Annotated in this window: 25 protein-coding genes; 14 read left to right on the forward strand and 11 right to left on the reverse strand. The window is 71.9% G+C overall.

Annotation, left to right across the window (positions count from 1 at the left end):
* Positions 1-8: 8 nt before the first annotated feature.
* The 4 genes from H4N58_RS07720 to H4N58_RS07735 all read left to right on the forward strand — a co-directional run bounded on the left by H4N58_RS07720 (position 9) and on the right by H4N58_RS07735 (position 3661).
* Positions 9-653, forward strand: coding sequence for a response regulator transcription factor (locus H4N58_RS07720; protein WP_167008339.1), 645 nt, complete (start codon positions 9-11; stop codon positions 651-653).
* Positions 654-688: 35 nt separating this feature from the next.
* Positions 689-1714, forward strand: a complete 1026-nt coding sequence (locus H4N58_RS07725; protein ID WP_167251898.1) for an ATP-dependent 6-phosphofructokinase — start codon at positions 689-691, stop codon at positions 1712-1714.
* Positions 1715-1759: 45 nt separating this feature from the next.
* A complete protein-coding gene (locus H4N58_RS07730) occupies positions 1760-3094 on the forward strand; it encodes a class II 3-deoxy-7-phosphoheptulonate synthase (protein ID WP_182397156.1) in 1335 nt (444 codons plus the stop codon).
* Positions 3095-3160: 66 nt separating this feature from the next.
* Positions 3161-3661, forward strand: coding sequence for a hypothetical protein (locus H4N58_RS07735; RefSeq protein WP_167008344.1), 501 nt, complete (start codon positions 3161-3163; stop codon positions 3659-3661).
* A gap of 87 nt (positions 3662-3748) precedes the next feature.
* On the opposite strand, the gene H4N58_RS07740 is transcribed toward H4N58_RS07735, so the two are convergent.
* Complete coding sequence (locus H4N58_RS07740) at positions 3749-4375, reverse strand: flavin reductase family protein (protein ID WP_167251897.1); 627 nt, start codon at positions 4373-4375, stop codon at positions 3749-3751.
* 35 nt (positions 4376-4410) lie between these two features.
* Between H4N58_RS07740 and pdxY the strand changes: the two genes are divergently transcribed.
* Complete coding sequence (gene pdxY, locus H4N58_RS07745) at positions 4411-5268, forward strand: pyridoxal kinase PdxY (RefSeq protein ID WP_167251896.1); 858 nt, start codon at positions 4411-4413, stop codon at positions 5266-5268.
* Between the two features lie 45 nt (positions 5269-5313).
* On the opposite strand, the gene H4N58_RS07750 is transcribed toward pdxY, so the two are convergent.
* Genes H4N58_RS07750 through pknB form a run of 3 tightly spaced genes read right to left on the reverse strand, consistent with a single transcriptional unit; the run spans position 5314 to position 9194 of the window.
* Positions 5314-6222, reverse strand: a complete 909-nt coding sequence (locus tag H4N58_RS07750; RefSeq protein ID WP_167008353.1) for a DMT family transporter — start codon at positions 6220-6222, stop codon at positions 5314-5316.
* Complete coding sequence (locus H4N58_RS07755) at positions 6219-7106, reverse strand: deoxyribonuclease IV (protein ID WP_243845174.1); 888 nt, start codon at positions 7104-7106, stop codon at positions 6219-6221. Before H4N58_RS07755 ends, H4N58_RS07750 begins: the two co-directional genes overlap by 4 nt.
* A 42-nt stretch (positions 7107-7148) precedes the next feature.
* Positions 7149-9194 (reverse strand): Stk1 family PASTA domain-containing Ser/Thr kinase, encoded by a 2046-nt coding sequence (gene pknB, locus H4N58_RS07760; protein WP_243843117.1) that lies wholly within the window; start codon positions 9192-9194, stop codon positions 7149-7151.
* A 140-nt stretch (positions 9195-9334) separates the two neighbouring features.
* On the opposite strand from pknB, the gene H4N58_RS07765 reads away from it, so the two are divergent.
* Positions 9335-9721, forward strand: a complete 387-nt coding sequence (locus H4N58_RS07765; RefSeq protein WP_167008356.1) for an Rv2175c family DNA-binding protein — start codon at positions 9335-9337, stop codon at positions 9719-9721.
* Between the two features lie 20 nt (positions 9722-9741).
* On the opposite strand, the gene H4N58_RS07770 is transcribed toward H4N58_RS07765, so the two are convergent.
* A complete protein-coding gene (locus H4N58_RS07770; RefSeq protein ID WP_208322513.1) occupies positions 9742-10797 on the reverse strand; it encodes a polyprenyl synthetase family protein in 1056 nt (351 codons plus the stop codon).
* A gap of 79 nt (positions 10798-10876) precedes the next feature.
* On the opposite strand from H4N58_RS07770, the gene metF reads away from it, so the two are divergent.
* Both metF and H4N58_RS07780 read left to right on the forward strand, forming a co-directional pair.
* The gene (metF, locus tag H4N58_RS07775) at positions 10877-11767 is read left to right on the forward strand and encodes a methylenetetrahydrofolate reductase [NAD(P)H] (protein WP_167008361.1); all 891 of its coding nucleotides are present in this window, start codon (positions 10877-10879) and stop codon (positions 11765-11767) included.
* Positions 11768-11830: 63 nt separating this feature from the next.
* A complete protein-coding gene (locus tag H4N58_RS07780) occupies positions 11831-12115 on the forward strand; it encodes a hypothetical protein (RefSeq protein WP_167008364.1) in 285 nt (94 codons plus the stop codon).
* A gap of 15 nt (positions 12116-12130) precedes the next feature.
* Here the strand turns inward: H4N58_RS07780 and H4N58_RS07785 are convergent, their stop codons facing one another.
* Together H4N58_RS07785 and H4N58_RS07790 are read right to left on the reverse strand one after the other, a co-directional pair.
* Positions 12131-13411 (reverse strand): NAD(P)/FAD-dependent oxidoreductase, encoded by a 1281-nt coding sequence (locus H4N58_RS07785; protein WP_167251895.1) that lies wholly within the window; start codon positions 13409-13411, stop codon positions 12131-12133.
* Between the two features lie 234 nt (positions 13412-13645).
* Positions 13646-14113, reverse strand: coding sequence for a YbaK/EbsC family protein (locus H4N58_RS07790; protein ID WP_167009310.1), 468 nt, complete (start codon positions 14111-14113; stop codon positions 13646-13648).
* A 77-nt stretch (positions 14114-14190) separates the two neighbouring features.
* On the opposite strand from H4N58_RS07790, the gene H4N58_RS07795 reads away from it, so the two are divergent.
* Positions 14191-14928 (forward strand): methyltransferase domain-containing protein, encoded by a 738-nt coding sequence (locus H4N58_RS07795; protein WP_208322514.1) that lies wholly within the window; start codon positions 14191-14193, stop codon positions 14926-14928.
* A gap of 21 nt (positions 14929-14949) precedes the next feature.
* Here the strand turns inward: H4N58_RS07795 and H4N58_RS07800 are convergent, their stop codons facing one another.
* A complete protein-coding gene (locus H4N58_RS07800; protein ID WP_167251894.1) occupies positions 14950-15747 on the reverse strand; it encodes a L,D-transpeptidase family protein in 798 nt (265 codons plus the stop codon).
* Positions 15748-15893: 146 nt separating this feature from the next.
* Between H4N58_RS07800 and H4N58_RS07805 the strand changes: the two genes are divergently transcribed.
* Positions 15894-16298 (forward strand): DUF3040 domain-containing protein, encoded by a 405-nt coding sequence (locus H4N58_RS07805; protein WP_167008373.1) that lies wholly within the window; start codon positions 15894-15896, stop codon positions 16296-16298.
* Positions 16299-16337: 39 nt separating this feature from the next.
* Here the strand turns inward: H4N58_RS07805 and H4N58_RS07810 are convergent, their stop codons facing one another.
* Genes H4N58_RS07810 through H4N58_RS07820 form a run of 3 tightly spaced genes read right to left on the reverse strand, consistent with a single transcriptional unit; the run spans position 16338 to position 20885 of the window.
* Positions 16338-18653 (reverse strand): DUF3488 and transglutaminase-like domain-containing protein, encoded by a 2316-nt coding sequence (locus H4N58_RS07810; RefSeq protein ID WP_167251893.1) that lies wholly within the window; start codon positions 18651-18653, stop codon positions 16338-16340.
* Entirely contained in the window at positions 18650-19888 is a 1239-nt protein-coding gene (locus H4N58_RS07815) for a DUF58 domain-containing protein (protein WP_167251892.1), read from the reverse strand. The genes H4N58_RS07810 and H4N58_RS07815 overlap by 4 nt, the downstream gene beginning before the upstream one ends.
* A 1-nt stretch (position 19889) precedes the next feature.
* Positions 19890-20885, reverse strand: a complete 996-nt coding sequence (locus tag H4N58_RS07820; protein ID WP_182397157.1) for a MoxR family ATPase — start codon at positions 20883-20885, stop codon at positions 19890-19892.
* Between the two features lie 355 nt (positions 20886-21240).
* Between H4N58_RS07820 and mraZ the strand changes: the two genes are divergently transcribed.
* The 4 genes from mraZ (at position 21241) to H4N58_RS07840 (ending at position 25032) form a co-directional block, all read left to right on the forward strand.
* On the forward strand, positions 21241-21672 hold the full coding sequence (mraZ, locus tag H4N58_RS07825) for a division/cell wall cluster transcriptional repressor MraZ (RefSeq protein WP_167008385.1): 432 nt from the start codon (positions 21241-21243) through the stop codon (positions 21670-21672).
* A 221-nt stretch (positions 21673-21893) separates the two neighbouring features.
* Positions 21894-22844 (forward strand): 16S rRNA (cytosine(1402)-N(4))-methyltransferase RsmH, encoded by a 951-nt coding sequence (gene rsmH, locus H4N58_RS07830; protein WP_167008388.1) that lies wholly within the window; start codon positions 21894-21896, stop codon positions 22842-22844.
* A complete protein-coding gene (locus H4N58_RS07835) occupies positions 22841-23296 on the forward strand; it encodes a cell division protein FtsL (RefSeq protein WP_167251891.1) in 456 nt (151 codons plus the stop codon). Before rsmH ends, H4N58_RS07835 begins: the two co-directional genes overlap by 4 nt.
* Entirely contained in the window at positions 23293-25032 is a 1740-nt protein-coding gene (locus H4N58_RS07840) for a penicillin-binding protein 2 (RefSeq protein ID WP_167251890.1), read from the forward strand. Before H4N58_RS07835 ends, H4N58_RS07840 begins: the two co-directional genes overlap by 4 nt.
* Positions 25033-25037 lie beyond the last annotated feature (5 nt).

Raw genomic sequence — 25037 nt, forward strand, 5'->3', positions numbered from 1 at the left:
TGCCGCGCATGGTACGAGTGATGGTCGTCGACGACCACCCGTTGTGGCGTGAAGGCGTGGCCCGCGACCTGACGGAGGCTGGACTCGAGGTCGTGGCCACCGCGGCGACCGGCACCGAGGCGATCAACCGGGTGGTCGCCACCCGGCCCGAGGTGCTGCTGCTCGACCTCAACATCCCGGCGCCCGACGGCGTCGAGGTGACCGCGCAGCTGACCCAGCGCGGTCTCGACACCAAGGTGCTCGTCCTGAGTGCCTCGGGCGAGCAGCAGGACGTGCTCGACGCCGTGAAGGCCGGTGCCAGCGGCTATCTCGTGAAGTCGGCGTCGCGTGAGGCTCTTCTCGACGCCGTCCAGGCCGTCGCCCGCGGTGAGAGCGTCTTCACGCCCGGCCTCGCGGGGCTCGTCCTCGGCGAGTACCGCCGCCTCTCGGAGGCGCCGCCGGCCGACGAGCCCGACGCGCCGCGGCTGACCGACCGTGAGACCGAGGTGCTGCGCTTGGTCGCCAAGGGCCTCACCTACAAGCAGATCGCCGAGCGGCTGGTCCTGAGCCACCGCACGGTCCAGAACCACGTGCAAAACACGTTGCGCAAGCTCCAGCTCCACAACCGGGTTGAGCTCGTGCGCTACGCCATCGAGCGCGGGCTCGACGAGTAGCGTCCGGAGGGGGCTGGCGCGGACGGGAGGGCGCAATGCGCATCGGAGTACTCACGGGCGGCGGGGACTGCCCCGGCCTGAACGCCGTCCTTCGGGCGGTGGTCCTGCGTGCGGCGGCGGCGCCGTCCGCCGAGATCGTCGGTTTCCGTGACGGATGGCGCGGGCCGCTCGACGGCGACGTCCGTCCGATCGGTCGTGACGACGTCGCAGGCATCCTCGATCGCGGGGGCACGATGCTCGGCTCGTCCCGTACCAATCCGGTGGGCATGGACGACGGCATCGCCCGGGTCAGGGCGGGGCTCGAGGCGGCCGGCTGCGACGCCCTGATCGCCATCGGAGGCGAGGACACGCTCGGCGTCGCCCACGCGCTCGCCGAGGCGGGTGTGTCGGTCGTCGGTGTCCCCAAGACCATCGACAACGACCTCTCGGCGACCGACATCACGATCGGTCACGACACCGCCGTCGCCATCGCGACCGAGGCGGTCGACCGGCTCCGGACGACCGCGGAGTCGCACCACCGCGCGATGGTCGTCGAGGTGATGGGCCGTCACGCCGGGTGGATCGCGCTGCGCGCGGCGCTGGCCGGCGGAGCCGACGCGCTCCTGATCCCCGAGCAGACGTTCGACGTCGACGACGTCCTCGCGCGCTGTGCCGCCGTACGGGCCCGGGGACGGGCCCCGATCGTCGTCGTGGCCGAGGGGGCGCTGCCGGTCGACGGCGAGGAGGTCCTCTCGAGCAGCGGCACCGACGCGTTCGGTCACGTGCAGCTCGGGGGCATCGGCGCGTGGCTGTCGGCGGAGATGGCGCGGCGGGGCGGGCAGGAGCCACGCACCGTGGTCCTCGGCCACACCCAGCGCGGCGGCCCGCCGACGGCGTACGACCGGATCCTCGGCACCCGTTACGGCCTCGAGGCCGTCGAAGCCGTCCTCGACCGGGACTGGGGAGCGATGGTCGCTCTGCGTGGCGACGACATCGTCCGCGTACGGCTGGCCGAGGCCGTGGGACGGCTTAAGACGGTGCCGCCCGAGCTCGTCGCGTCGGTCTCTGCCGTGCTCGGGTGACGAGACGCCGCCCGGGTGCTGGCAGGCGCGTCGTACCCTGGCGGGGTGAGCATCCCGACCCTCGAAGAGCTCCGCGCCCTCGGCGCGGCGCAGCAGCCGACCTACCTCGACACCGCCGCACGCGACGCGGCCGTGGAGCGTCTTCGCGGGATGCCGCCCCTGGTCTTCGCCGGTGAGGCCGACCAGCTGCGCGAGAAGCTCGGAGCGGTGGCGCGCGGCGAGGCGTTCGTCCTCCAGGGCGGCGACTGCGCCGAGACGTTCGACGGCGTCAACGCCGACAACATCCGCAACAAGCTGCGTGTGCTGCTGTCGATGGCGGTCGTGCTGACGTACGCCGCGAGCGTGCCGGTCGTCAAGATTGGACGGATGGCCGGCCAGTACGCCAAGCCCCGCTCGAGCGACACCGAGACCCGCGACGGCGTGACGCTGCCGGCGTACCGGGGTGACGCCGTCAACGGCTTCGACTTCACGCCCGAGGCTCGTGCGCACGACCCGCAGCGGCTGCTCGAGGTCTACCACGCCTCTGCGGCGACGCTGAACCTCGCGCGCGCCTTCACCCAGGGCGGATACGCCGACCTGCGCAAGATGCACGCCTGGAACTCCGACTTCGTGCGCAACAGCCCGGTGGGTGCCCAGTACGAGTCGATCGGCGACGAGATCGACAAGGCGCTCGCGTTCATGGACGCGATCGGCATCGATCCCGACGAGTTCCACACGGTCGACTTCTACTCGTCGCACGAGGCCCTGATCCTCGAGTACGAGCAGGCCCTCACGCGCATCGACCAGCGCACCAGCAAGCCGTACGACGTCTCCGGCCACTTCCTGTGGATCGGGGAGCGCACCCGCCAGCTCGACGGTGCCCACGTCGAGCTGCTGCGCCGCATCGCCAACCCGGTCGGCATCAAGCTCGGCCCGACGACGACGCCGGACGACGCGCTGGCGTACGCCCGCACGCTCAACCCGGACAACACTCCGGGCAAGCTGACGTTCGTCACACGGTTCGGCGCCGGCAAGATCCGCGACCTGCTCCCCGAGCTGGTCGAGAAGGTCCACGCCGCCGGTGTGCAGGTCGCCTGGATCACCGATCCGATGCACGGCAACACGTTCGCGACCGACAACGGCTACAAGACACGCGAGTTCGACGACGTCATCGACGAGGTGCGGGGCTTCTTCGAGGTGCACCGTGCGCTCGGCACCTGGCCCGGTGGCGTCCACGTCGAGCTGACCGGCGACGACGTCACCGAGTGCGTCGGCGGCGGCGGCAAGCTCGTGGCGGCCGATCTCACGCACCGCTACGAGACGCTGTGCGACCCGCGTCTCAACCGTGCGCAGTCGCTGGAGCTGGCGTTCCTCGTCGCGGAGATGCTGCGCGAGCGCTGAGCTCGCCATTGCGGGGTGCTCGCCACGCCCGCCATGATCGGACCTCCCTGACTCTGGAGGTCTCCCATGAACAAGGCCCTCGCCGTCCTGCTGTCGACCGGAGCGCTCGTCCTGGCTACCGCGCTGCCGGCCCAGGCCGCGACCCGTACTCTCACCGACGAGGACGAGGTGTCACCGGCGAGAGCCGACATCACGGCGCTCAAGGTCGTGAACGGTGACAAGCGGCTCGTCGGCGTGGTGAGCCTGCGGAAGGCCGTACGGGGCAAGACCACTCTGGGCCTCGTCATCCTCACCCGTCGGGGGCAGAGGTACGGGGCGTGGACGATGGCGACAAAGGACGGCAAGCAACGCAAGCGCCTGCTCACCGAGCTGGACGAGAAGCCGTCGGACCTGCGCTGCAAGGGGTTCCGCGTACGGATCGACCAGCGTCGTGACGTGGTGCGCTTCAGCATTCCTCATCGGTGTCTCGGCGACCTGCGCGGCAAGCTGCGCGTTGCCGCGCTGAGCGAGGGGCGCGGTGGCGCTGACCTCGACGGCACGCGCTTCCTGCGCGTGCCGCGGGGCTGACGAGGCTCCGCTTGTGTGCACCGAGCGCCACGCATTCCTGGCGCTCGGTGCATGAAACCGGCGCCTCATCGTCGGCTGCCCGCCGTCTTAGCGAGGGCGCCGCATGTCCAGGCGTTGCTCGGGCCGGATCCCGAAGTAGGCCGTCGGCCCGCCCCCGCGCAGCAGCGGGCGAGCGGCCGCCGTGTCGTAGACCCCTTCGACCAGCAGGTCGGTCGCGATGTGCACCCCGACGACCTCGCCGAGCGTCAGCCAGCTCTCGGCTGGGGTGCCGTCGGCGGCGGTCAGCCGGATGACCTGCGACGTCCGGCACTCGAAGGCGACCGGCGACTCCGCAACGTACGGCACATCCACGACGTCGCCGGGCACCGGGGTGAGGCCGGCGAGCTCCATCTCGTCGACGTCGGACGGCACGGTCGCCGACGTCGCATTCATCGCCTCCGCCAGATCCTCGGTGACGAGGTTCCAGCAGAACTCGCCCGTCGCCTCGGCGTTCGCGACGCTGTCCTTGCGGCTCGTGCTGGCGAACCCGATGATCGGCGGCGCGTAGGAGAAGGCGTTGAAGAAGCTGTACGGCGCCAGGTTCACGACGCCGTCGGTCCCGCGGGTGGAGACCCAGCCGATCGGGCGCGGAGCGACGATCGCGTTGAACGGGTCGTGCGGCAGACCGTGGCCCTCGGACGGGCGGTAGAAGTAGTGGTCGTCTGCGGGTCGCACGTTGCGACCGTACGACACGTCGTACGCTGTCGGTCGTGCAGGTCCTCTCGATCCAGTCCTCCGTCGCGTACGGCCATGCTGGCAACAGCTCGGCCGTCTTCCCGCTGCAACGCCTCGGCGTCGACGCGTGGCCGGTCAACACGGTCGCCTTCTCCAACCACACCGGGTACGGCGTGTGGCGCGGCGCCGTCTTCGAGGCGTCGCAGGTCGCCGACGTCATCACCGGCGTGGGGGAGCGTGGCGTCTTCCCGCAGCTCGATGCCGTGCTGTCGGGCTACCAAGGGTCACCCGAGGTCGCGGAGGTGATCCTCGACGCGGTCGCGAAGGTCAAGGCTGCCAATCCCGAGGCCGTCTACTGCGCCGATCCGGTCATCGGTGACCGCGGTCGCGGCGTGTATGTCCGCCCCGGCATCGCCGAGCTCATGCGCGACCGGATCATCCCGGCGGCCGACATCACGACGCCCAACCAGTTCGAGCTCGAGCTGCTGACCGGAGCGGAGGTCGGCTCGCTCGACGCGCTCCTGGCCGCCGTCGATGCGCTGCGCGCCCGCGGGCCGCAGATCGTGCTCGTCACCTCCGTCGAGGTGCTCGACCCGAGCGACGAGACGATCTCGATGGTCGCCGTCGACGACTCGGGCGCCTACGTGGTGACGACGCCGAAGCTGGAGATGAACGTCGTCGCAGGGTCGGGCGACGCGACGACCTCGATGTTCCTCGGGCGGCTGCTCCAGTCCGGCATGGACGTGCCGGACGCGCTCGGCAAGGTCGCCTCGTCGATCTACGGGATCCTCAACCACACCCGCCGTACGGGCGCGGGCGAGATGGAGGTCGTGGCGGCGCAGGCCGTCATCGCGGACCCGCCGATGGAGTTCGTGGTCGAACGCCTGCGCTGACTCTCCCACCTCGCTCCCGGGTCACTCTTTCCGCGCCCCGGGTCGCTATTGCGAGAGGTGGGGGACCTCGGCCTCGATGTGCCGTCGCGGGGCGGCTTCGGCAAGCAGCATCGCGGCGAGCACCAGCCCACCACCGGCGAGCGTGCGCACGGTCAGCGACTCGTCGGTGAACCCGATCGCGAAGGCCGCCGCGAACACCGGCTCCATCGACATGATGATCGCCGCCCGGGTCGCCGGGAGGTGGGCCTGCGCCCAGGTCTGTGCAAGCATCGCGAACGCGCCGGCGACAAGCGCCATGTAGACCATGCTCACCCACTGGCCGCCGGTCTGCGGGAGCACGATGCCGCCGGGTGCGCTGATCGCGAAGCACAGCACCGCGATCACCGCCATCTGCACGACGGCGAGCGCGTACGCCTCCCGGGCGGACGTCCACGCGCCGAGCATGACGATGTGCAGCGCGTAGAGGACCGCGGACAACAGGGTGATGCCCTCGCCGTACCCGATCGCGAGTCCCTCGAGCGAGAGGAACGCCAGCCCTGCGGTCGCGACCGCGACGGCGATCCACACTGTCGCTCCGATCCGCTGTCGAAGGACGAGCGCGGCGAGGATCGGCGTGAAGACGACGTACATGCCGGTCACGAACCCCGACACGCTCGCGGCGGTGTGCGCGAGGCCGACGGTCTGCAGGATCTGCGCCCCGCCGTAGACGAGGCCCAGCACCACACCGCGGCGCAGGCTCCCACCGCCGAGCGCGAGCACGGCCCGCGGCCGCAGCAGGAACAGCGCGGCAGCCGCGATCGCGAACCTGACGGCGAGGAAGTCGACCGGAGGGACGACCTCCACCAGGTCCTTGATGAGGAAGAACGTCGAGCCCCACGCTGCGGTGACGATGAGCAGCGCGCCCGCCGCCAGGAACGCGTACGACCTCTCCGTCGTCGGTTCGGTGGCGCTCACTGGGGGCGGAGCGCTGCCAGGAGCGCGAGGTCGTCGCGCCACGCGTCGGCACCGCCGGGCGTCTCCAGGACGAACGGCACGCCTTCGGTGACGGGGTGGGCGAGCATCGCCGCGAACGCCTCCTTACCGAGGTGGCCCTGGCCGATGCGCTCGTGGCGGTCCTTGAAGCTGCCGCGTACGTCCTTCGAGTCGTTGGCGTGCACGAGCCCGAGCCGGCCGGGACCGGCGATATCGACCAGGCGCTCCAGGGTCGACGCGACACCGTCGGGCTCGTCCAGCGGCTCACCGGCGGCGAAGGCGTGGCAGGTGTCGAGGCAGATGCCGACACGCGGGTGGTGCTCGAGTGCCTCCAGGTACGGCGCGAGGTCGTCGACCTTCGCGCACAGCGAGCGCCCCTGGCCGGCCGTCGGCTCCAGCAGGAGGCGGGGCCCGTCGTCGGGAAGCGCGTCGAGCAGCGGGAGGAGCCCCTCACGGACCTGACGCAGCGCTGCTTCGTACGTGCCGTCGTCGACGCAGGACCCCGTGTGGACGACGAGACCGCGAGCGCCGATCGCCGTCGTACGACCGAGGTTGTGCGCCACGCTGGCGACGGACTTCTCGTACGTGGCGGCACTCGGGCTGCCCAGGTTCACGAGGTACGGCGCGTGGACGAACGCGGGCACGCCCTCGGCTTCGCAGAGCTCGCGGAACGCTGCGTCCTGTGCCGAGTCGCCCGAGGACGGCGCCCAGCCTCGAGGGTTGCCGGTGAAGACCTGGAGGGTGTCGCCGCCGAGCTCGCGCATGACCTTCCACGCGCCTTTGGCAAGGCCGGGTCCGACGGGAACGTGCGCTCCGAGCGGGTTGCGGGCATGCGTCAGAGGGTGGTTTGTCGAGGGGGAGGACACGCCGCCATCCTAGGCTGATCGTCCGGTCGCAACGATCTCGCCTCAGACGATGCGCAGCACGATCGTCGAGCCCGGAGGGGCCTCGTCCCCACCGCCGGGGGACTGACGCGACACCAGGTTGCTGCCGAAGTGGATGCGCTCCTTCTCGACCTTCACCTTGAACCCCGCGGCCTCCAGGATCGCCGTCGCGTCGTCGACGTTCTTGCCGATGACACCCGGCACCTCGATGGGCTGGGGGCCGTCGGAGACGGTGAGCGTGACGGTGTCGCCCTTGTAGGCGGTGCCGTCGGCGGGGTCCTGGGCCATGACCTCGTCCTTGCGGACCTCGTCGTCGTGGACCCGCTCCACCTTCACCTCGAGCCCTGCCTTCTCCAGCTTGGCCTGGGCGTGCTTCAGCGACTTGCCGGTGTAGTCGACGACGTCGACGGGTCGTCGGCCCTTGCTCACGACGAGGTCCACCTCGGTGTCTGGCCGGATCATGCGCCCGACCGGCAGCGACATCGAGATCACGTCGCCCAGGTCGACCGAGTCGCTGTACTTGCGGTCCACCTGCCCGATGACGGCCTTGATGTCGGTCAGTGCCGACTCCGCCTCGCTCTCGGACATGCCTTCGAGATCGGGTAGGGGATAGCGCTCCTTGCCCTTCGAGACCGTCAGCGTCAGCGTCCCGTCCGGAAGGATCCGCCCACCCGGCCCGGGGTCGGTGGAGACGATCGAGCCTCGGGCGACGGTCTCGCTGTAGGCCTCGTCGCCGGTATCGACCGTGTATCCGGCCTGCTGGCCCTCGGTGCGTGCCTGCGCGAGCGTCAACCCGACCAGATCGGGTGCGGACTCGTAACGGGCGACGCCGAACCACCAGCCGAGACCTGCCGCGACGAGCGCCACCACGAGCGCGAGGATCAGCAAGCGGCGCCCGCGACGGTGCTGACGTCCTGCCGCGGCACGGGTGCGCGCGGGATCGACCGGGGCCGTGGGGATGCCGGAGGAGTCGCGGGTGACCGTGCGCGTCGCCTCGTAGCCGGCGTCGTACGGAGGCGACGGCTCGACCAGCGGTCCTGCGGCCACGTGGGTCGCCGCGATCGTGTCCGAGGCGTCGTAGCCGGCGTAGGCGTCGTGACCGGCGACCGTGGTCGCGAGCGCCGCCTCCGGCGTGGAGGCCTCGAGGAGGTCGTCGCTCCCGGCGGCCACGATGCGGTGGAGCCGCAGATCCTGGGTGAGCTCGACGTCGTCCACGATCCCGGCCTCCAGCGCGGAACGGACCCGTCGCACCTGGTGCAGCAGCACGCGCGCGTCCGCCGAGCGCTGGTCGCGGTCACGCGCGGTGGCGCGGGCGACAAGGGCGTCGACGTACGGGGGGATGCCGGTCACCATCGTCGACGGTGCGGGGACGTCGGCGTGAACGTGCTGGTAGGCGACCTGGATCGGAGTCTCGCCCGTGTGAGGCTTGGCGCCGGTGAGCATCTCGTACATCACCGCCCCGACGGCATAGACGTCGCAGCGCGCGTCGGCGCCCTCGTTGAGGACGAGCTCGGGTGCCAGGTACGAGACGGAGCCGATGAGCACGCCCGTCGTCGCCTGGGAGCGCGCGGTGATGGCGCGGGCGAGCCCGAAGTCGGCGACCTTCACGTGCCCGCTGGGGGTGATGAGGACGTTCTCCGGCTTCACGTCGCGGTGGATGATGCGGGCGTCGTGCGCCGCCGACAGCGCGAGCAGGAGGGGCTCGACCAGCGTCAGCACGCGCCGCGGCGGCAGCGGGGCCTCACGGCTGATCACGTCGCGCAAGGTGTGGCCGGGCACGTACTCCATCACGAGATAGAGCAGCCCGGCGTCGTCACCCTGGTCGAAGACGGCGACCACGTTCGGGTGGTTGAGGCGAGCGGCGGCGCGCGCCTCGGCCTGCAGCCGGGTGGTGAAGTCCTGGTCGCCGCCGGCCGCGTTCTGCATGACCTTGACAGCGACCGTACGGTCGAGGCGCGTGTCGGTGGCGAGCAGGACCGTGCCCATGCCGCCGCGGGCGAGCACCTGACGAAGGTGGTAGCGGCCGTCGATCACGCGGCCCACGAGCATCTCGTCGTCGGTCGTCGTCACGGTCACCTCCTCCACGTCGGGCGTCGCGGTCGGCCCTCGCGCGGGCGCGTGGACGTGCCAGGCGGCCCCGCCTCAGTGTAGGTGAGCCCGGGGAGCCGACCGTGGAAGGCGAGCCGACGGCGTCGTGCGAGTCTTGTCCTATGGCAGACGACACCTCCGGCACCGAAACGACGGCTGTCCGGCTCGACGCGCTGATCGACGACTGGCTGACGTGGGAGGAGGCCGCCGCCGAGCTCGAGACGACGGTGAGCCGCATACGGCAGCGGATCCGCGAGAGGGAGCTCCTGGCCGTACGGTCGGCGTCCTCGTCGCGCCCGCGCATCCCCGCTCTGCTGATCGCCGACTCCGCCCCGCTCGAAGGCCTGCGCGGCACCCTGGTGCTGCTCGACGACGCACGCTTCACCGACGAGGAAGCGGCGGAGTGGCTGTTCACCGCCGACGACACCCTGCCGGGTCGACCGGTCGACGCGCTGCGTGAGGGGCGCGGACGCGAGGTCCGCAGGCGGGCGCAGGCCCTGGGCTTCTGAGGCGGCGTACGAGACGCGCGTCACGCCGTCCGTCGCACGGCCCGCGACGCGAGGTCGGCGAGCTCGTCCGCGTACGGGGCGAGCGGTGCGAGGGCGAGCGCAGCCGCGGCCTGGTCCTCGAGTGCCGCGATGTCGTCCTCGAGCCGCCGCAGCGCACCGGTGTCGCGGATGACGTCACGCAGCCCGTCGACGGCGGCGGGGGAGAGGTCGGGATCGCCGATCCCGAGATCGAGCGTGGCGCGCTGCTCGAGCGTCGCGCGCTCGTAGGCGTGGGCGACGAGCACCGTCTGCTTGCCCTCGCGCAGGTCGTCGCCCGCGGGCTTGCCGGTGATCTCGGGGTCGCCGAAGACGCCGAGGACGTCGTCGCGCAGCTGGAACGCCTCCCCGACCGGGAGCGCGTACGCGCTGAGGGCGTCAAGCGTCTGCGCGGGTGCGCCGGCGAGGGCAGCACCGAGGTGGAGCGGTCGCTCGACGGTGTACTTCGCGGCCTTGTAGCGCACGACACGCATCGCCTCGTCCACCGAGCTCTGCCCGATCGCGCCGCCGACGAGGTCGAGGAACTGGCCCGCGACGACCTCGGTCTTGCAGGCGTCGAGGTACGGGGTGGCGCGTGTGACGACCTCGGGCGCGAAGCCGGCCGTACGGAACATCTCGTCCGACCACGACAGGAGCAGGTCGCCGAGCAGGATCGCCGCGCCGGTGCCGTACGCCTCGGGGGAGCCCTGCCAGCCCTGCTCGCGGTGGGCGATCGCGAACGCGGCGTGCGCGGCCGGATTGCCGCGGCGGGTCAGCGACGCGTCGATCACATCGTCGTGGACCAGCGCGCTGGCCTGGAGCCACTCCAACGCTGCCGACGCGCGGACCACCGCTGCCTCGTCACCGCTCCCGCCGGCGACCGTCCAACCGGCTCGGCAGAACGTCGCGCGCAGGCGCTTGCCCCCGCGCGCGGACGCCTCGGCGGCGTCGAGGAAGGGGAAGAGGCGAGGTCCGAGGGGGGCGAGGCGCTCGCGCTGGAGGGCGGCGAACGCCTCGAGCTCCTCGCCGACCCGGACGGCGAAGGCGGCGGCGTCGTTCACGCTCGTCACCCTACCCGCGCTGTCCCACGAGCTGATCGCGGCGCGGGCGCGCGCCCGCGCCGCGGCTAAGGTGGGCCGCATGCCGACCGCACGCCGTCTCAGCGAGGACATCGCCGCACCCACGGCGAGCTTCTCGTTCGAGTTCTTCCCCCCGAAGAGCGATGCTGGCGAGCGGACTCTGTGGACGGCGATCCGTGAGCTCGAGCCGCTGCGCCCGACCTTCGTCTCCGTGACGTACGGCGCGGGCGGCACGACGCGCGACCGCACGGTCCGCATCACCGAGCGCATCGCGACCGAGACGACGCTTCGCCCCGTCGGCCACCTCACCTGCGTCGGGCAGTCGCGCGACGACCTGCGGACGGTCCTGGGCCAGTACGCCGCGGCAGGCGTGCGCAACATCCTCGCGCTGCGCGGAGACCCGGTCGGCGGTCCCGGCGCACCGTGGACCTCCCATCCCGACGGCCTCGACCACGGCGACCAGCTCGTCTCCCTGGTCTCGGGTCTCGGCACGTTCTGCGTGGGCGCCGCCGCCTACCCCAAGGGTCACCGCGAGGCCCCCGGCCTCGATGCCGATGCCGAGGTCGTCGTCTCCAAGGCGCGCGCGGGTGCGGAGTTCGCGGTCACCGACTTCTTCTTCCTCGCCGACGACTACCTCGGGCTCGTCGAGCGGGTGCGGGCGCGCGGCTGCGACATCCCGATCGTGCCCGGCATCATGCCCGTCACCAACCTCGCCCAGATCACCCGCATGGCCGAGCTGTCCGGGCACCCCGTCCCCGCATCGGTGGTCTCGCGCCTCGAGCCGTGGGTCGACGACCCGGACGGCCTGCGGGCCGAGGGCACGCTGATCGCCACCGAGCTGTGCAACACCCTGCTCGAGCAGGGGGCGCCGGGGCTGCACTTCTACACCCTCAACCGCTCCCGCGCGACGCGGCAGATCTACCAGAACCTCGCTCACGCCGCCGTCGTGTGAGCCGCGACCCGCCGGGGAGTGCAACGTCCGGCGGGAGACTCCTCCCGGTGCGATCCTGAAAGCGTGACTCGGGAGCAGCACCGCAAACGGGGGATGCTGGTGCTCGGCGGACTGATCGGGGCCGCCGTGTTCGTCGGCTGTGCCCTCGGCTATCTGCAGGTCGGCGTCCGCGGCGACCTGCTCGTCGTCGCGTGGTGGTTGAGCGGGCTCGTCGTGCTCGCGTTCGCGGTCGCCGCGTGCAAGGTGGAGGACGACGGCATCGAGCGGCCGCGCTACCTCGGCTCGCTCGTCACGGGGCTGCGCCAGGAGTGGAGCCACGCCGAGCGCGACTCCACGCCGCGTCGCTGACCACACCGGCCGAACTCACGGGCGGAGCGTCTCGGCGGCGGCCGCTGCACCGAGGGCGACCAGCTCCGTGGATGGTCCCGGGTGCGCGTTGACTCCGACGCGCAGGTAGCCCGGACGCAGCGGGCCGACTCCGGGCACCGCGAACGCCGTAGGCCAGCCCGACCACTGCCACCCGAATCGCGCACCCCCGCGGACAAGGTCGACCGCGCTGACGTCCTCGCGGTGCACGACGTGGTCCTCGACGTCAATCCCGAGCCGTCGCATGCTGACGAGGGGATCCTCGGCGCCGACGTGCTCGACCGTCCAGGCCTGACCGTCGCCGGCATGGGTCGCGCTCGGCAGGATGCGCACCGGCGTACCGCCGTGCACCACGGTCTGCTGCACGAGCCGTGGGGCGTGCGGGCCGAGCCCGAGGTACGTCCGTGCCGCGGGCACGAGCGGGAGGGCCCCGCACTCCTGGCGGCCTCCGGGGGGCCCCGGTGCCGCCCACACCACGACGTCGGCGCGGATCGTGCCGCCGTCGGTCACGACCCCGGTCACCGCGCTCGCGCCGACGACGTCGTGCGCGCGTGTGGAGAGGCGGACGTCGACGCGCCGCTCCTCCAGCCGCCTCTCGAGCGCGGCGAGGAGCGCGGTCGTGCCACCGTCGATCCGCCACCGTCCGAAGGAGCGCTCCACCAGGTCGTACACGCCGAGGAACGCAGGGAGCGCGCGGGGCTGCTGGCCGTTGAGGCGGTGGCGGTCGAGCACCATCGCGCGCAACGACGGATCACGCAGTGCGCGCCGAGCGGCGCGCTCCAGCCCGGTGCGAGGGCTCAGCGTGCGCCACTGGTCACGGGTGAAGGACGTACGCCCGACCAGCCGTTGCTCGAGGGCGTGCCGTCGCAGCACCTCCCAGACCTCGTCGAAGGCGTCGAGCCATCTGGTCCATCGCTCGCCGGCTCCGCTGCCGAGGACCGCGTCGATCGTGTCGGTCTGGGCGCCGCGGCTCCCGGTAGGGAGGTCGAGGACCATGTCGCGGGCCAGCACGTGGCGGCGCGCGACCGGCAGGGCGACCAGGTCGAGCACACGGTCCACCGGGCGGCCCGACTTTTTGAAGAGGTCGCGCACCGTCGCCGGGAGCGTGACCTCCGACCATCCGTGGTCGAACGACCAGCCGGCGCTTTCGTACGGGACGAGCTGGCCACCGAGCCGTTCGGACTCCTCCAGGAGGGTCACGCGGTGCCGGAGCTTGGCGATGCGTACGGCCGCTGCGATGCCGGCGAACCCACCTCCGACCACGACCACGTCAGCCACCCGGACAGGCTACCGACACGTCCGGCGGTGACGAACGCCGCCTGCGGGCGCTCGGACGGCCCGGGGTGCTCAGGAGGGAATGAGTATGAACGCCCATAGCGCGTCGGTGCCCGGCCGCTGCACACTGGTTGCGATGTCACTCGTCCGGCTCGCGTCGGGGGTCGGGCCGGGCGGGAGGCATCGGAGGCGCCAGCGGATCTCCCGTCCGGCGCCTCCTCCTTTCGTCTGGGCGGGTCAGCTGACCTCGGTCGGCGTCCCTCCGGTGATCGCTACCAGCTGCTCGTACGAGGTCGCGAACACCGCGTGCGGGTGACCCGCCGCCGCCCACACGACGTCGTAGTCGCGAAGCGCCACGTCCACGAAGGTCCGGATCGGACGGGGGTGCCCGACCGGCGCGACGCCGCCGATGACCTGGCCGGTCGAGGCGCGGACGAACGCGGGGTCGGCCCGCTCCAGCGGCTCCATGCCGTGTGCGGCGGCGACCACGGCAGTATCGACCTGGTGCGACCCGCTCGTGAGGATGAGCACCGGCTCGCCGCCCGAGGCGAAGACGAGACTGTTGGCGATCGCGCCGACCTCGACCCCGAGTGCGTGGGCCGCCTCACGCGCCGTACGGGCGGAGTCCGGGAGCACGCGGACGACCTCATCGACGACTCCGTGCGCGGCGAGCGCGTCGACGACCTGTTGGATCCGAGGATGCATGACGTTCACACGGGAGACCGTACTGCGTCGGCAGGTCGCGGTGGCGCGCCCTCAGTGTGGGTTGAGACAGTGGACGGGTGAGTGAACCGTCATCGTTGCCCCGCACGGAACGTCCCAGCGACGTCGTGGCCGCGACGCTCGCCGCGATCGCGGAGACCGCCGGACGCCCTCTGCGGGTCGTCGACCTCGGTGGTGGGACCGGCGGGCGCGCCGTAGACCTGGCTAGGCGCGGCCACGACGTGCTGGTCGTCGATCGCAGCGCCGACGCCCTCGCGATGCTCGACCAGCGCGCGTCGGCTGCCGGCGTCGCCGCTCGGATCGACAAGGTGCAGGCGGACGTGTCCGAGCTCGGCGCGCACGTCGCGGACGGCGAGGTCGACCTCGTGCTCTGCCACGGGATCCTCGAGGTCGTCGACGACCCGGCAGCGTTGCTCGCCGCGGTGGCGCGGGCGCTGCGGCCGGGCGGGCACGCCAGCATCCTGGCCGCGGGCCGGCTCCGGTCCGTGCTGGCGCGAGCGCTGGCGGGCGACCTCGTACGGGCCCGACGGCTCCTTGCGCTCGACGCCGAGGGCTGGGACCGCACGGTCGACGGGCCCCGCCGCTACGTCTTGGTCGAGCTCGTCGCGCTCATCGAGTCCGAGGGGCTCCTCGTCGAGAGCGCCGACGGCGTGCGCGTGCTCGCCGACCTCGTCCCGAGGGCGCTCGTCGAGTCGGAGGCCGACCGTCAGGCACTGCTGTCGCTCGAAGAAGCCGCCGCCGCCGATCACCGGTTGCGAGAGCTCGCCGGCGCCCTGCACGTCATCGCCCGGGCGTGAGCGCGCCGCGCCGGGCGGGGATCAGCCCCAGGCGCCGTAGACCGTGACCTTGAGCTTTTTGTTGGCCGTCAGTGCCCACAGCTGCTTGGCGTCGGGGATGTACATGTTGACGCAGCCGTGACTGTGCCCCACGAACGGATCCATCATCAGGTACGACGCGTGGAAGGCCTGGCCCCCGGAGAAGAACTGGGCGTACGGCATCTTGGCCTCGTAGATCGAGCTGACGTGGCTCTTGCTGCGGAAGAAGACCGAGAACGAGCCGGTGCGCGTCTTGGACGACGACGCGCCGCCGCGGACGAGCCAGGAGTTCCAGAGGGTGCCGTTCTTGTAGAGGACCACCTGGTGCCGATTGCGGTCGTAGCAGGCGTGCCAGCCGGACGACTTGCAGCGCTTCGGGATGCTGGACTTGCCGCGGACCGTCTTCTGGATGAGTCGCTTCCACGTCGCGGTGTTGGCCACGCCGGTGCGCTTGAGCCCGACCCGCTTCTGGAACTTCTTGACGGCCTTCTCGGTGCGTGCCGTGTAGGTCCCGTTGACCGCGCCGCCGTAGACGCCGGCCCAACGCAGGCGGTACTGGAGCTCGCGCACGTGCTTGATCGAGGTCACCGAACGGTCACGATCGCCCGGACGCGTCGTGGCGCGGTAGAACCGGTCCTTCTTCGACGCCTTCGCGCGGGCGAGCGACGCGGGCACGCCCGTGGGCGCAGCAGTCGAGGCGGCAGCGGGCGCCGCGGTCGCCGGGGCGGCCGAGGCGACCGCGACAAGGGCGCTGGACAGCACGAGAGTGGCAGAGCTGACGAGCGCGGTGAGGCGGAGCATCGACGTCCTTCCGAGGGCAGGGAGGGGGAACCGACGCCCCCGTGCGGACAAACAATAGCCCGTGCTGTGGCGTTGCCGTGGGCGCCTGCCTAGACTGGGCGCTGAAGGTGCTGGCAACGGCCGGTCGAGTGTCAGGGAGGCCCGAAGTGCCGCTCTCAGAGGAAGAGCAGAGGTTGCTCGAGCAGTTGGAGCATGCCCTCGCTGCGGAGGACCCGAGGCTCGCGTCGACCTTGCGCGGCTCGAAGCTCCGGGCACGTGCACGCCGGATCGTCGTTCTCGCGGCGATCGGCTTCGTGGCCGGTGTCGGTCTGCTCATGACCGGCGTGATCGCCGCTTCGACGCCACTGGGCGTCCTCGGATTCGTCCTGATGGTCGCGGGCGCCTACTTCTTCCTCACTGCTTGGAAGTCGCGAGACGTCGACTCGCCCTCGGACCCGCGCCAGGCGCCGCCGGCACATCCGGGTCACGGAGCCAGCCGTGCTCCCGCTTCGGAGTCCTTCATGCACCGCATGGAGGAGCGCTGGAAGCGTCGCCGCGACTCCGGCGCCTGACCGCCCGCATCTCACTCCCTCAAGCTCACTTTCTCAAGCTCACTCCCTCAACGACAGCACCTCGTCCGCCTCGCGTGCCGTCCCGCGCTGGTCGCGGACGGCGAGCACCGATCTCGGGAGCACGGCCGCGAGCAGGTGCTGGCCTCGTGACGTGGTGTCGGCCATTGCCGTCCGCAGCCGGCTGACCACGTCGGCGAGGTCGACGGGCTCGTACGCAGGGGCATAGCGGCTGCGCTCCACGGCATCGACCAGCGTGTCGAGCGCGCCACGGATGTCGGGGTCGTCGCGCAGCCGCGCGCGCAGCGGAGCAACCGTCGCGCGTGGTGAGGCGCCGTCGGTCCAGCCGAGGCCGAGATCGGTCGCCGTGTCGCGGACCTCCGCCCATGCGTCCTCGACCGTCGTCTCGCCGCCGCCTGCGTGGAGGCGACGGTGACGCCGGGTGGTGCGGACGACGGCAGGCGCGGCGAGAAGGAGCAGGAGCACCACGCCGACGACGACGAGCAGCACCATCCGTGACGAGGCGTCGCCCGCACCGTCCTGGGATGCCGGTCCGGTTTCACGACCCTGCGAAGCGTTGGGGGCGTTCGTCGGCGCCGTGGTCGGTGCGAGCGACGACTCGGGCTCCGTGGGGGCCGACTGGTCACCCTCCGCGAACGACGGCGCCGCATAGCCGCTGCCGCCTGGAGTGGGCTCGAAGGCCACCCATCCGATCCCCGCGAAGTACAGCTCTGGCCAGGCGTGCATGTCGGTCCCGCGGAACACCCACGAGCCGGCGGCGCGGCCGGGCTCGCCGGAGAGGAAACCGATCGAGACGCGGGCGGGGATCCCGAGCGAGCGGGCCATCATCGCCATCGCGGTCGAGAATTGCTCGCAGTAGCCGACCCGGTCGTCGGTGAGGAAGTCCTCGATCGTCCCCATCCCGGACCCGGCCCGCTGGTCGAGGGAGTACTCGAAGCCACCGTCCTCGCGGAACCACCGCTGGAGGGCGACTGCGCGGTCGAACGCGTTGTCGGCACCCTCGGTGACCTCCTCCGCACGCTCGGCGACGACCTCGGGTGTCCCGCTCGGGAGGTCCACGAACGAGGACATCGTCAGGGTCGACGCCGGTGCGGTCCGCATGTCGCTCTCAGTGGGTCGGGCGAGCACCGCGTCGAACGCATAGGTCTCGCCGGCGAAGCTCCCCAGCCGCGCGATGCGGCTGACGTCCAGCATGCTCCGGTTGATCTCGACGCCCTCGGGATCGGAGAGCGTGATCGCGCTCGGTGCGTAGACGAGAGGGAGCCAGCGGGTCTCGAACCCGGGCGAGACCGCGACGGAGTAGCGGGCGTCTCGCCGGCCCACGCCGACATTGAGGCCAGGGATGGCGGGAAGGTCGTCGTCGAGCTCCTGACCGGCGCCGACCCGGTCGCCGAGGGTCCATCCGCGCGCGCCGACCGACTGGAGCGAGGCCAGCCGGACGTAGCGGGGCCGCGGAGAGCCTTCGAGCTCCTGCATCGTGAGCAGCACCTCATGGCTCTGTCCGCGCAGGTTGCGCCGCATGTCGAGAACGGGGTTGTCCAGGCCCGTTCCGTTGCCGCCGGAGCCGCTGCTGCCCCCACCGAACAGGTTCTGGGACGCTGCGGGCGTCAGCGCCGGGACGAGCATCGCGATCGCGACGGCCGCGACGGTGATGCCCGCCGCGGGCAGCGAGGCCCCCACTCGGGCGAGCGCGGTGGGGGCAAGCGTGCTTGTCGTGGCGTCGGTGGTCCCGACCATCCGTGGCCCCCAGTACGTGGTGTCGTCGCGCCGCGTCACGGCGAGCAGGGCCGCGTACGCCGTCGCTCCGAGGACGAACGCCCAGGGCTGCACCTCGCCGCCGAGCAGCGTCGCCGGGATCATGAGGACGGCGAGCAGCACGAGTCCGAGCGCGGGGGTCCAGCGCAGCTCCGAGGCCATCACGTCGATCACCAGTGCGACGACGATGATCAGCGTGGCGAGAGTGGCGTCGAGCGCCGGCGCGTCGGGGACGGGCGCGGCGTACCGCTGGGCGTGCGTGTAGGTCGCCTCGCCGATCGCCCGGGCCTGCTCGACGGTCCGACCGGTCGGGACGAGGCCGGCGATGCCGGTGCCCGCGCCGTACGCGGCGGTGAGCCAGCCCACGGCGACCGCGGCCTGGCCGGTGACGACGAGGGCGCGGGGAGTGGCGACGGCGCGCAGCAGGACCCCGGTGAGGACGACGGCGGCGGCACCGAGCGCGCCCTCGGCGAGGAAGGACCCGTCCACGACCAGGGGAGCGAATCCGGCACCGACGGCGACGGCGAGCAGCCACACCCACAGACCCGTCCAGGCCGCGTGCGCGGCACGTGCGGCGCTCATCGGACGGAGTCCTTGGCCGCGATCACGGCGAGCGCGCGCCACGCGTCGCCGACACTCTGTCCGCCACCGACGGCGACGGCGTCCCACCCGCGCGAACGGGCGGTCGTGGCGAGGTCGGCCGACGCACCGGTGCCGACGCCTGCGCGCGACAGCCAGCCGTCGGCGTCGAGGACCAGCGCGAGGCGGCGTCCGGCCGCGGTCGAGCACCGGTCGAGGTGGTCGAGCGCCTCGGGGTCGGCACCGGTGACGATTGCGACGACCGTCCCTCGCGAGGCCAGGACGTCGGCGGGCACGAGCGCGGTGGTGCGGCGGGTGGAGGTCCGTACGGCCGCGAGCTCGTCGAGGATCAGGCCGAGCTCGTCGGGGGCCGAGTCGTGGGAGTCTGTCGTGTCGGTCGCGAGCCGGACGTCCCAGCCGTTGCCGGAGAAGTGGGCGGCGACCGAGGCGGCGGCAGAGACCGCCCACTCGAACGTGCCGTCCTTGCCCGGTCGGTGGACGTCGCGGCGGGTGTCGAGGAAGACGGTGACGTCGGCGTGCCGCCCCTCCTCCTCGCGCCGGACCATCAGCTCACCCGTACGGGCGGTGGTCCGCCAGTGGATCCGGCGCAGGTCGTCCCCCGTGCGGTACTCGCGAACAGAAGCGTCGTCCGGCCGGCCGATGGCGCCGAGGCGCACACGGTGATCGCCGCGCTCGGCGCCGACGCCACCGGCCCACATGCGGCCGAGCGGGTGAACCGTCGGCGTCACGACCAGCGGCGTCGTCGCGTGGAAGGTGCGGCCCACCGACAAGAACCCGAACGGGTCGCCGACACGTACGGTGAGCGGGCCGATCGCATGGAAGCCGCGTCGCCGGGGTGTGACGCCGTACCGGACGAGGCAGTGCCACTGGCTGCCGCGGCTCACGACGCTGAAGCGGCGCCGACCGCCGAGAGCGTCGGGGAGCTGGTCCTCGAGGAGCAGGGTCCCCGAGGCGCCGTGCCCACCGCCGTCGACCTGGAGCGCGACCTCCACGTCGGTGCCGGCAGGGACGCGGGGAGGCGTGACCTCTCGGAAGGCGCTGACGGTGCTGCGGCTGCGGGCGACGACGAGCACGGCGACGAGCGGCAGCGCGAGCGCGAGCACCCCGATCCGGACAAGGACGTCGAGCCCGAGGAGGAGGCCGCCGACGAGGACCGTCAGTCCCGCGGCGACGAACGCCCGGCCGCGGGACGTCAGCGCCGAGAGCGTCGCGCGCATGTCACCGACCGGGCTCGGGAACGCGGACCTCGGCGAGGACCTCGCGGACGACGTCCGACGCCTGCCATCCCGCGACGACGGCGTCGGGGGAGAGGAGCAGACGGTGGGCGAGCACGGGCTCGGCCAATGCCGCGACGTCGTCGGGGAGCACGTACGGGCGCCGGTCGAGGGCAGCCCGTGCCCGTGCGGCGCGCACGAGGTGGAGCGTGGCGCGCGGTGAAGCGCCGAGGCGCAGTCGTGAGGTGGAGCGGGTGGCGTGGGTCAGCGCGACCGCGTACTGCTCGATCGCGGGTGCGACGTGCACCGTACGGACGGTGGCGACGAGATCGGCGACCTGCTTGACGTCGGTGACCGGCGCGAGGTCGGACAGCGGGTCGGCACCGCCGTGCTCGCGCAGCATCGCGGCCTCGGCCTCCGCCGAGGGGTAGCCCATCGAGACGCGCGCCATGAAGCGGTCGCGCTGCGCCTCGGGGAGCGGGTAGGTGCCCTCCATCTCCAGGGGGTTCTGGGTGGCGACCACCATGAACGGGTCCTCGAGCGGGTACGAGGTGCTGTCGACGGTGACCTGGCGTTCTTCCATGCACTCCAGCAGCGCGGACTGCGTCTTGGGCGACGCGCGGTTGATCTCGTCTCCGACGACGACGTTGCCGAAGACGGCACCCGGTCGGAACTCGAACGTGCGCGACTCCGGGTCCCACACCGAGGTGCCGGTGACATCGCTCGGGAGCAGGTCGGGCGTGAACTGGATGCGGCGCATCGATCCGTCGATCGAGCGGGCGAGCGCCTTGCTCAGCATCGTCTTGCCGACCCCGGGGACGTCCTCGAGGAGGAGGTGCCCGCCTGCGAGGAGCACGACGACGGCGGTGCGGACCACCTCGGACTTGCCGACGATGACGGTCTCGATGTTGGCCGCCAGCCGTCCTGCGGCGGCGACGAGCTCGTCGGTCTGGTCGGGGCCGGGCGGAGCTGGCGGCTCTCGCCGAGGTGTCGTCGTCACTGCGGTCCTCCTCGGATCCACGCATCGGAGCGGGCGACGGCTGTCCCGGCGACCCCCCCAGGATGCCGAGACTACCCGCGCGATCAATGCCACGGGCCCCGCTGACGGCGAGGGATCGCGGTCCTCCCCACCCACGCTCCACTCTTCACCATCTCGGCGGTCCGGGCGAGGGGAATGCTGCGATCACGGGCATCGGTGGTGGCGACCCATGGTCTGCCCGGTGTCAGGGAGCGGCGGGGCGCGCCAGGGTGCAAGAACGGTTGCCGGTGGTGTGTTGTGGAGTACAGTGGCGCAAAGTGGAGCAAGCAGTCGCCGGACTCGCGCCGGCTGCGGCGAGACGGGGGGTTACGGTGCGATGTTCTTCGGCACGTACACCCCTCGCCTCGACGAGAAGGGCCGCTTGTTCCTCCCCGCCAAGTTCCGCGACCGACTCACGGAGGGCCTCGTGCTGACGAAGGGGCAGGACCGCTGCATCTACGTCTGGCCTCAGGCGAGCTTCGAGGAGTTCAGCGACCGGATCAGCAAGACACCGTTCACCAACAAGGCGACCCGCGACTTCATCCGTGTGCTCTTCTCGGGAGCCTCGGACGAGGTGCCCGACAAGCAGGGCCGCATCACCGTCCCGCCTCCGCTGCGCGAGTACGCCCGTCTGGGTCGCGACTGCGTCGTGGTCGGCGCGATGGAGCGGGTCGAGATCTGGGACGCGGCGCGTTGGTCGGAGTACTCCGACGCGCAGGAGGAGAGCTTCTCCTCGCTGTCGGAAGAGGTGATCGAGGGTCTGCTCTGAGCGGGGTCGTACGACGAGGCCTCTGGGCCGCTTGCTCCACCACCTGGCACCACTTCCCCGGTGCCAGAGGTGACTTCCCAGGGCAAGCGGCCAGGGACCTGGTCGGACGAACCACAGGCGATCGGGACGCACGGGTAGCGGCCCCGAGGCGCGACACACGCTGAACCACACGGAACGAGGGGTCGAGATGGTGGTCGGACGTCCTAGGGGGGCCGGGACGAATGGATGAGGCACAGCACGTGCCTGTGCTCTTGGAGCGGACGGTCGAGCTCCTCGAGCCCGCCCTGTCCCGCAGCGACGCGGTCCTGGTCGACGCGACGCTCGGGCTGGGCGGGCACACCGAGGCGGTCCTGACGCGCTTCACGGACGTGCACGTCATCGGCATCGACCGTGACCCGGAGGCGCTGCGGCTCTCACGCGAGCGGCTCGCGCCGTTCGAGGGCCGGGTGACGTTCTTCGAGGGCGTGTACGACGAGATCGCCGAGGCCATCGCCTCAGCCGGCCGTACGACGGTCGACGCCGTGCTCTTCGACCTCGGGGTGTCATCGATGCAGCTCGACGTCGACGAGCGCGGATTCTCCTACGCACGCCCCGCGCCGCTCGACATGCGGATGGGACGCGAGGGGATCACCGCCGCCGAGATCCTCGCGACGTACGACAAGGCCGAGCTGATCCGCATCCTGCGCGCGTACGGCGAGGAGAAGCACGCCGCACGCATCGCCGACGCGATCGTGCGTCGCCGTGAGACCGCGCCGCTGCGCACGAGCGACGAGCTCGTCGCGCTGGTCCGCGAGGCACTGCCCGCGGCCGCCATGCGGACCGGCGGCAACCCCGCCAAGCGGACCTTCCAGGCGCTGCGCATCGAGGTGAACGACGAGCTCGGCGTCCTGCGCCGTGCCGTGCCCGAGGCGCTCGACTCCGTCCACGTCGGCGGCCGCGTCGTCGCCATGGCGTACCAGTCGCTCGAGGACCGCATCGTCAAGAAGGCATTTGCCGCCGTGACGACCCTGGACGTCCCGCCGGGGCTGCCGGTCGTGCCCGAGGAGCGGCAGCCGCGGTTCAGGTCGCTGACCAGGGGCGCCGAGACGGCATCGGAGGCAGAGATCGCCGAGAACCCCCGCGCGAAGCCGGTACGGCTGCGTGCGGTCGAGCGAGTGAGGGAGGCGGTATGAGCCTCGCGCAGAACGCGCCCCGCCGCGCGCCCGTACGCCCGGCGCAGCAGCCGCGCCGCGACCTGCGGGTCGTCCCGGCACCCCGTACGGGCAGCCCTCGCGCTCCGTTCGTGCTCCTGGTCGTCACACTGCTCGCCGGAGGCCTCATCGGCCTCCTGCTGCTCAACACGTCGATGCAGAACGGCGCGTTCGAGCTCGCAAAGCTGGAGAAGAAGGCCGAGACGCTGCAGAGCGAGCACGCACAACTGGCACTGGAGGTCGAGCGGCGCTCGACGCCGGCGGCGCTGGCCGAGCAGGCGTCCGGTCTGGGCATGGTGCCCAACACCAACCCTGTATTCCTCCGCCTACCGGACGGCACGGTGGTCGGCGACCCGGTGCCCGCGTCGCGCGACGGCCGCGCCGCGTCCGGAGTCGGAGGACCCTCACCCGCCTCGGTGGGAGACCGCGGGTGAGCCCGGCGGTGCGGAACCGCGCGCGGTTCTGCTTCGTCGTGGTCGCGACCCTCCTCGTGGTCTTCGCTGGACGGCTCGTCCAGATCCAGGGCGTGGACGCGAACGCGTACGCGGCGAAGGCGCTCGAGGAGACGATGCAGCCGGCCGTGCTGCATGCCGACCGGGGCGAGATCGTCGACCGGGACGGCCAGCCGCTCGCGACCTCGCTCGACGCGTCGGCGATCATCGCGAACCCGCGCTTCACCTCGGAGAAGGCACCCGAGATCGCCCGTGTGCTCGCCGCGGAGCTCGATCTCGACTACTTCGACGCGCTGGAGAAGCTGCGCCGCGAAGGCACGCAGTTCGTCTACGTCGCGCGCAAGATCCCGGCTCACCAGGCGAACGCCGCGATGGCCAAGCTCACCGAGCTGGGTGTCGTCAACGGCGTCACCACCGAGCGCGACGCGGTGCGGACGTACCCCGGCGGCACCCTCGCCGCGACGCTCGTGGGGCTCGTCTCGGGGGAGACCGGCGAGGGCACCAGCGGCCTGGAGAAGCAGTACGACGAGGAGCTCACCGGCGTCGACGGGAAGGCCACGTACGAGACGTCGCCCAAGGGTGTGCGCATCCCCCTCGCGCGGCAGACGACGCGTGAGCCGGTGCCGGGCTCCGACGTGGTGACGACGCTCGACCGCGACCTGCAGTGGTACGCCGACAAGCGGTTGGCCGAGGCCGTGCGCCAGAGCGGCTCCGACTGGGGGATCGCGGTGACCGTCGACCTCGAGTCGATGCAGGTCCTCCAGCTCTCGCAGCTGCCGACCTTCGACGCCGAGGACCGCTCGACGGTCACTCCGGCGTCGATGAACAACCGCGCCGTCCAGAACGTCTACGAGCCGGGCTCGGTCCAGAAGGTCGTCACGATGGCGGCACTGGCCGACGCGGGGCTCGTGACGCCGCAGACCAAGGTCAGGGTGCCGCGCGAGCTGCGGCTCGACGGCTTCACCATCAGCGACTGGTGGGACCACGGGCGGCTCAAGCTGACCGCGACGGGGGTCATCGCGAAGTCGTCGAACCTCGGCACGATCGCGCTCGCGCAGCAGATGGACGACGCCACCCTGCACGACTACCTGACGAAGTTCGGCTTCGGACGGACCACCGGCGTCGGGCTGCCGTCGGAGTCGCGAGGGATCCTCGCCGAGCCCGAGCGGTGGTCGTCGGCGCAGCACGCGACGATCTCGTTCGGCCAGGGCATCTCGGTGACCGCGCTGCAGGAGGTCGCCGCCGTCGCCGCCATCGCCAACGGGGGCCGCTACACCGCGCCGACGCTGGTGACCGAGGTGCGCCGCGCCGACGGTACGACGGTGGACCAGGAGCCGCCCGAGAGCCGCGAGGTCGTCTCGCCGAAGGCCGCGAAGATGGTCACGACCATGATGGAGGCGGTGACCGGCCCCGACGGGTCGGCCCCGGACACCGTGGTCCCGGGCTACCGCGTGGCGGGCAAGACCGGCACCGCCTGGAGGGTCGACCCCGACACGGGACGCTACGTCCGCGGGCAGAACACCGTGTCGTACATCGGCTTCGCGCCGGCCGAGCGCCCGCGCTTCCTCACGTACGTCGTGCTCGACAACCCGCGTGGCGGGGGCTCGGGCAGCGGAACTGCAGGGCCGGTGTTCAAGGACATCATGCAGCAGGCGCTGCAGCGCTACGGCATCGCTCCGAGCGGGTCGCGAGCGCCCAGGACTCCGGTCAAGTGGTGACTCTC

The organism is Mumia sp. ZJ1417 (assembly GCF_014127285.1).
Taxonomy (GTDB): domain Bacteria; phylum Actinomycetota; class Actinomycetes; order Propionibacteriales; family Nocardioidaceae; genus Mumia.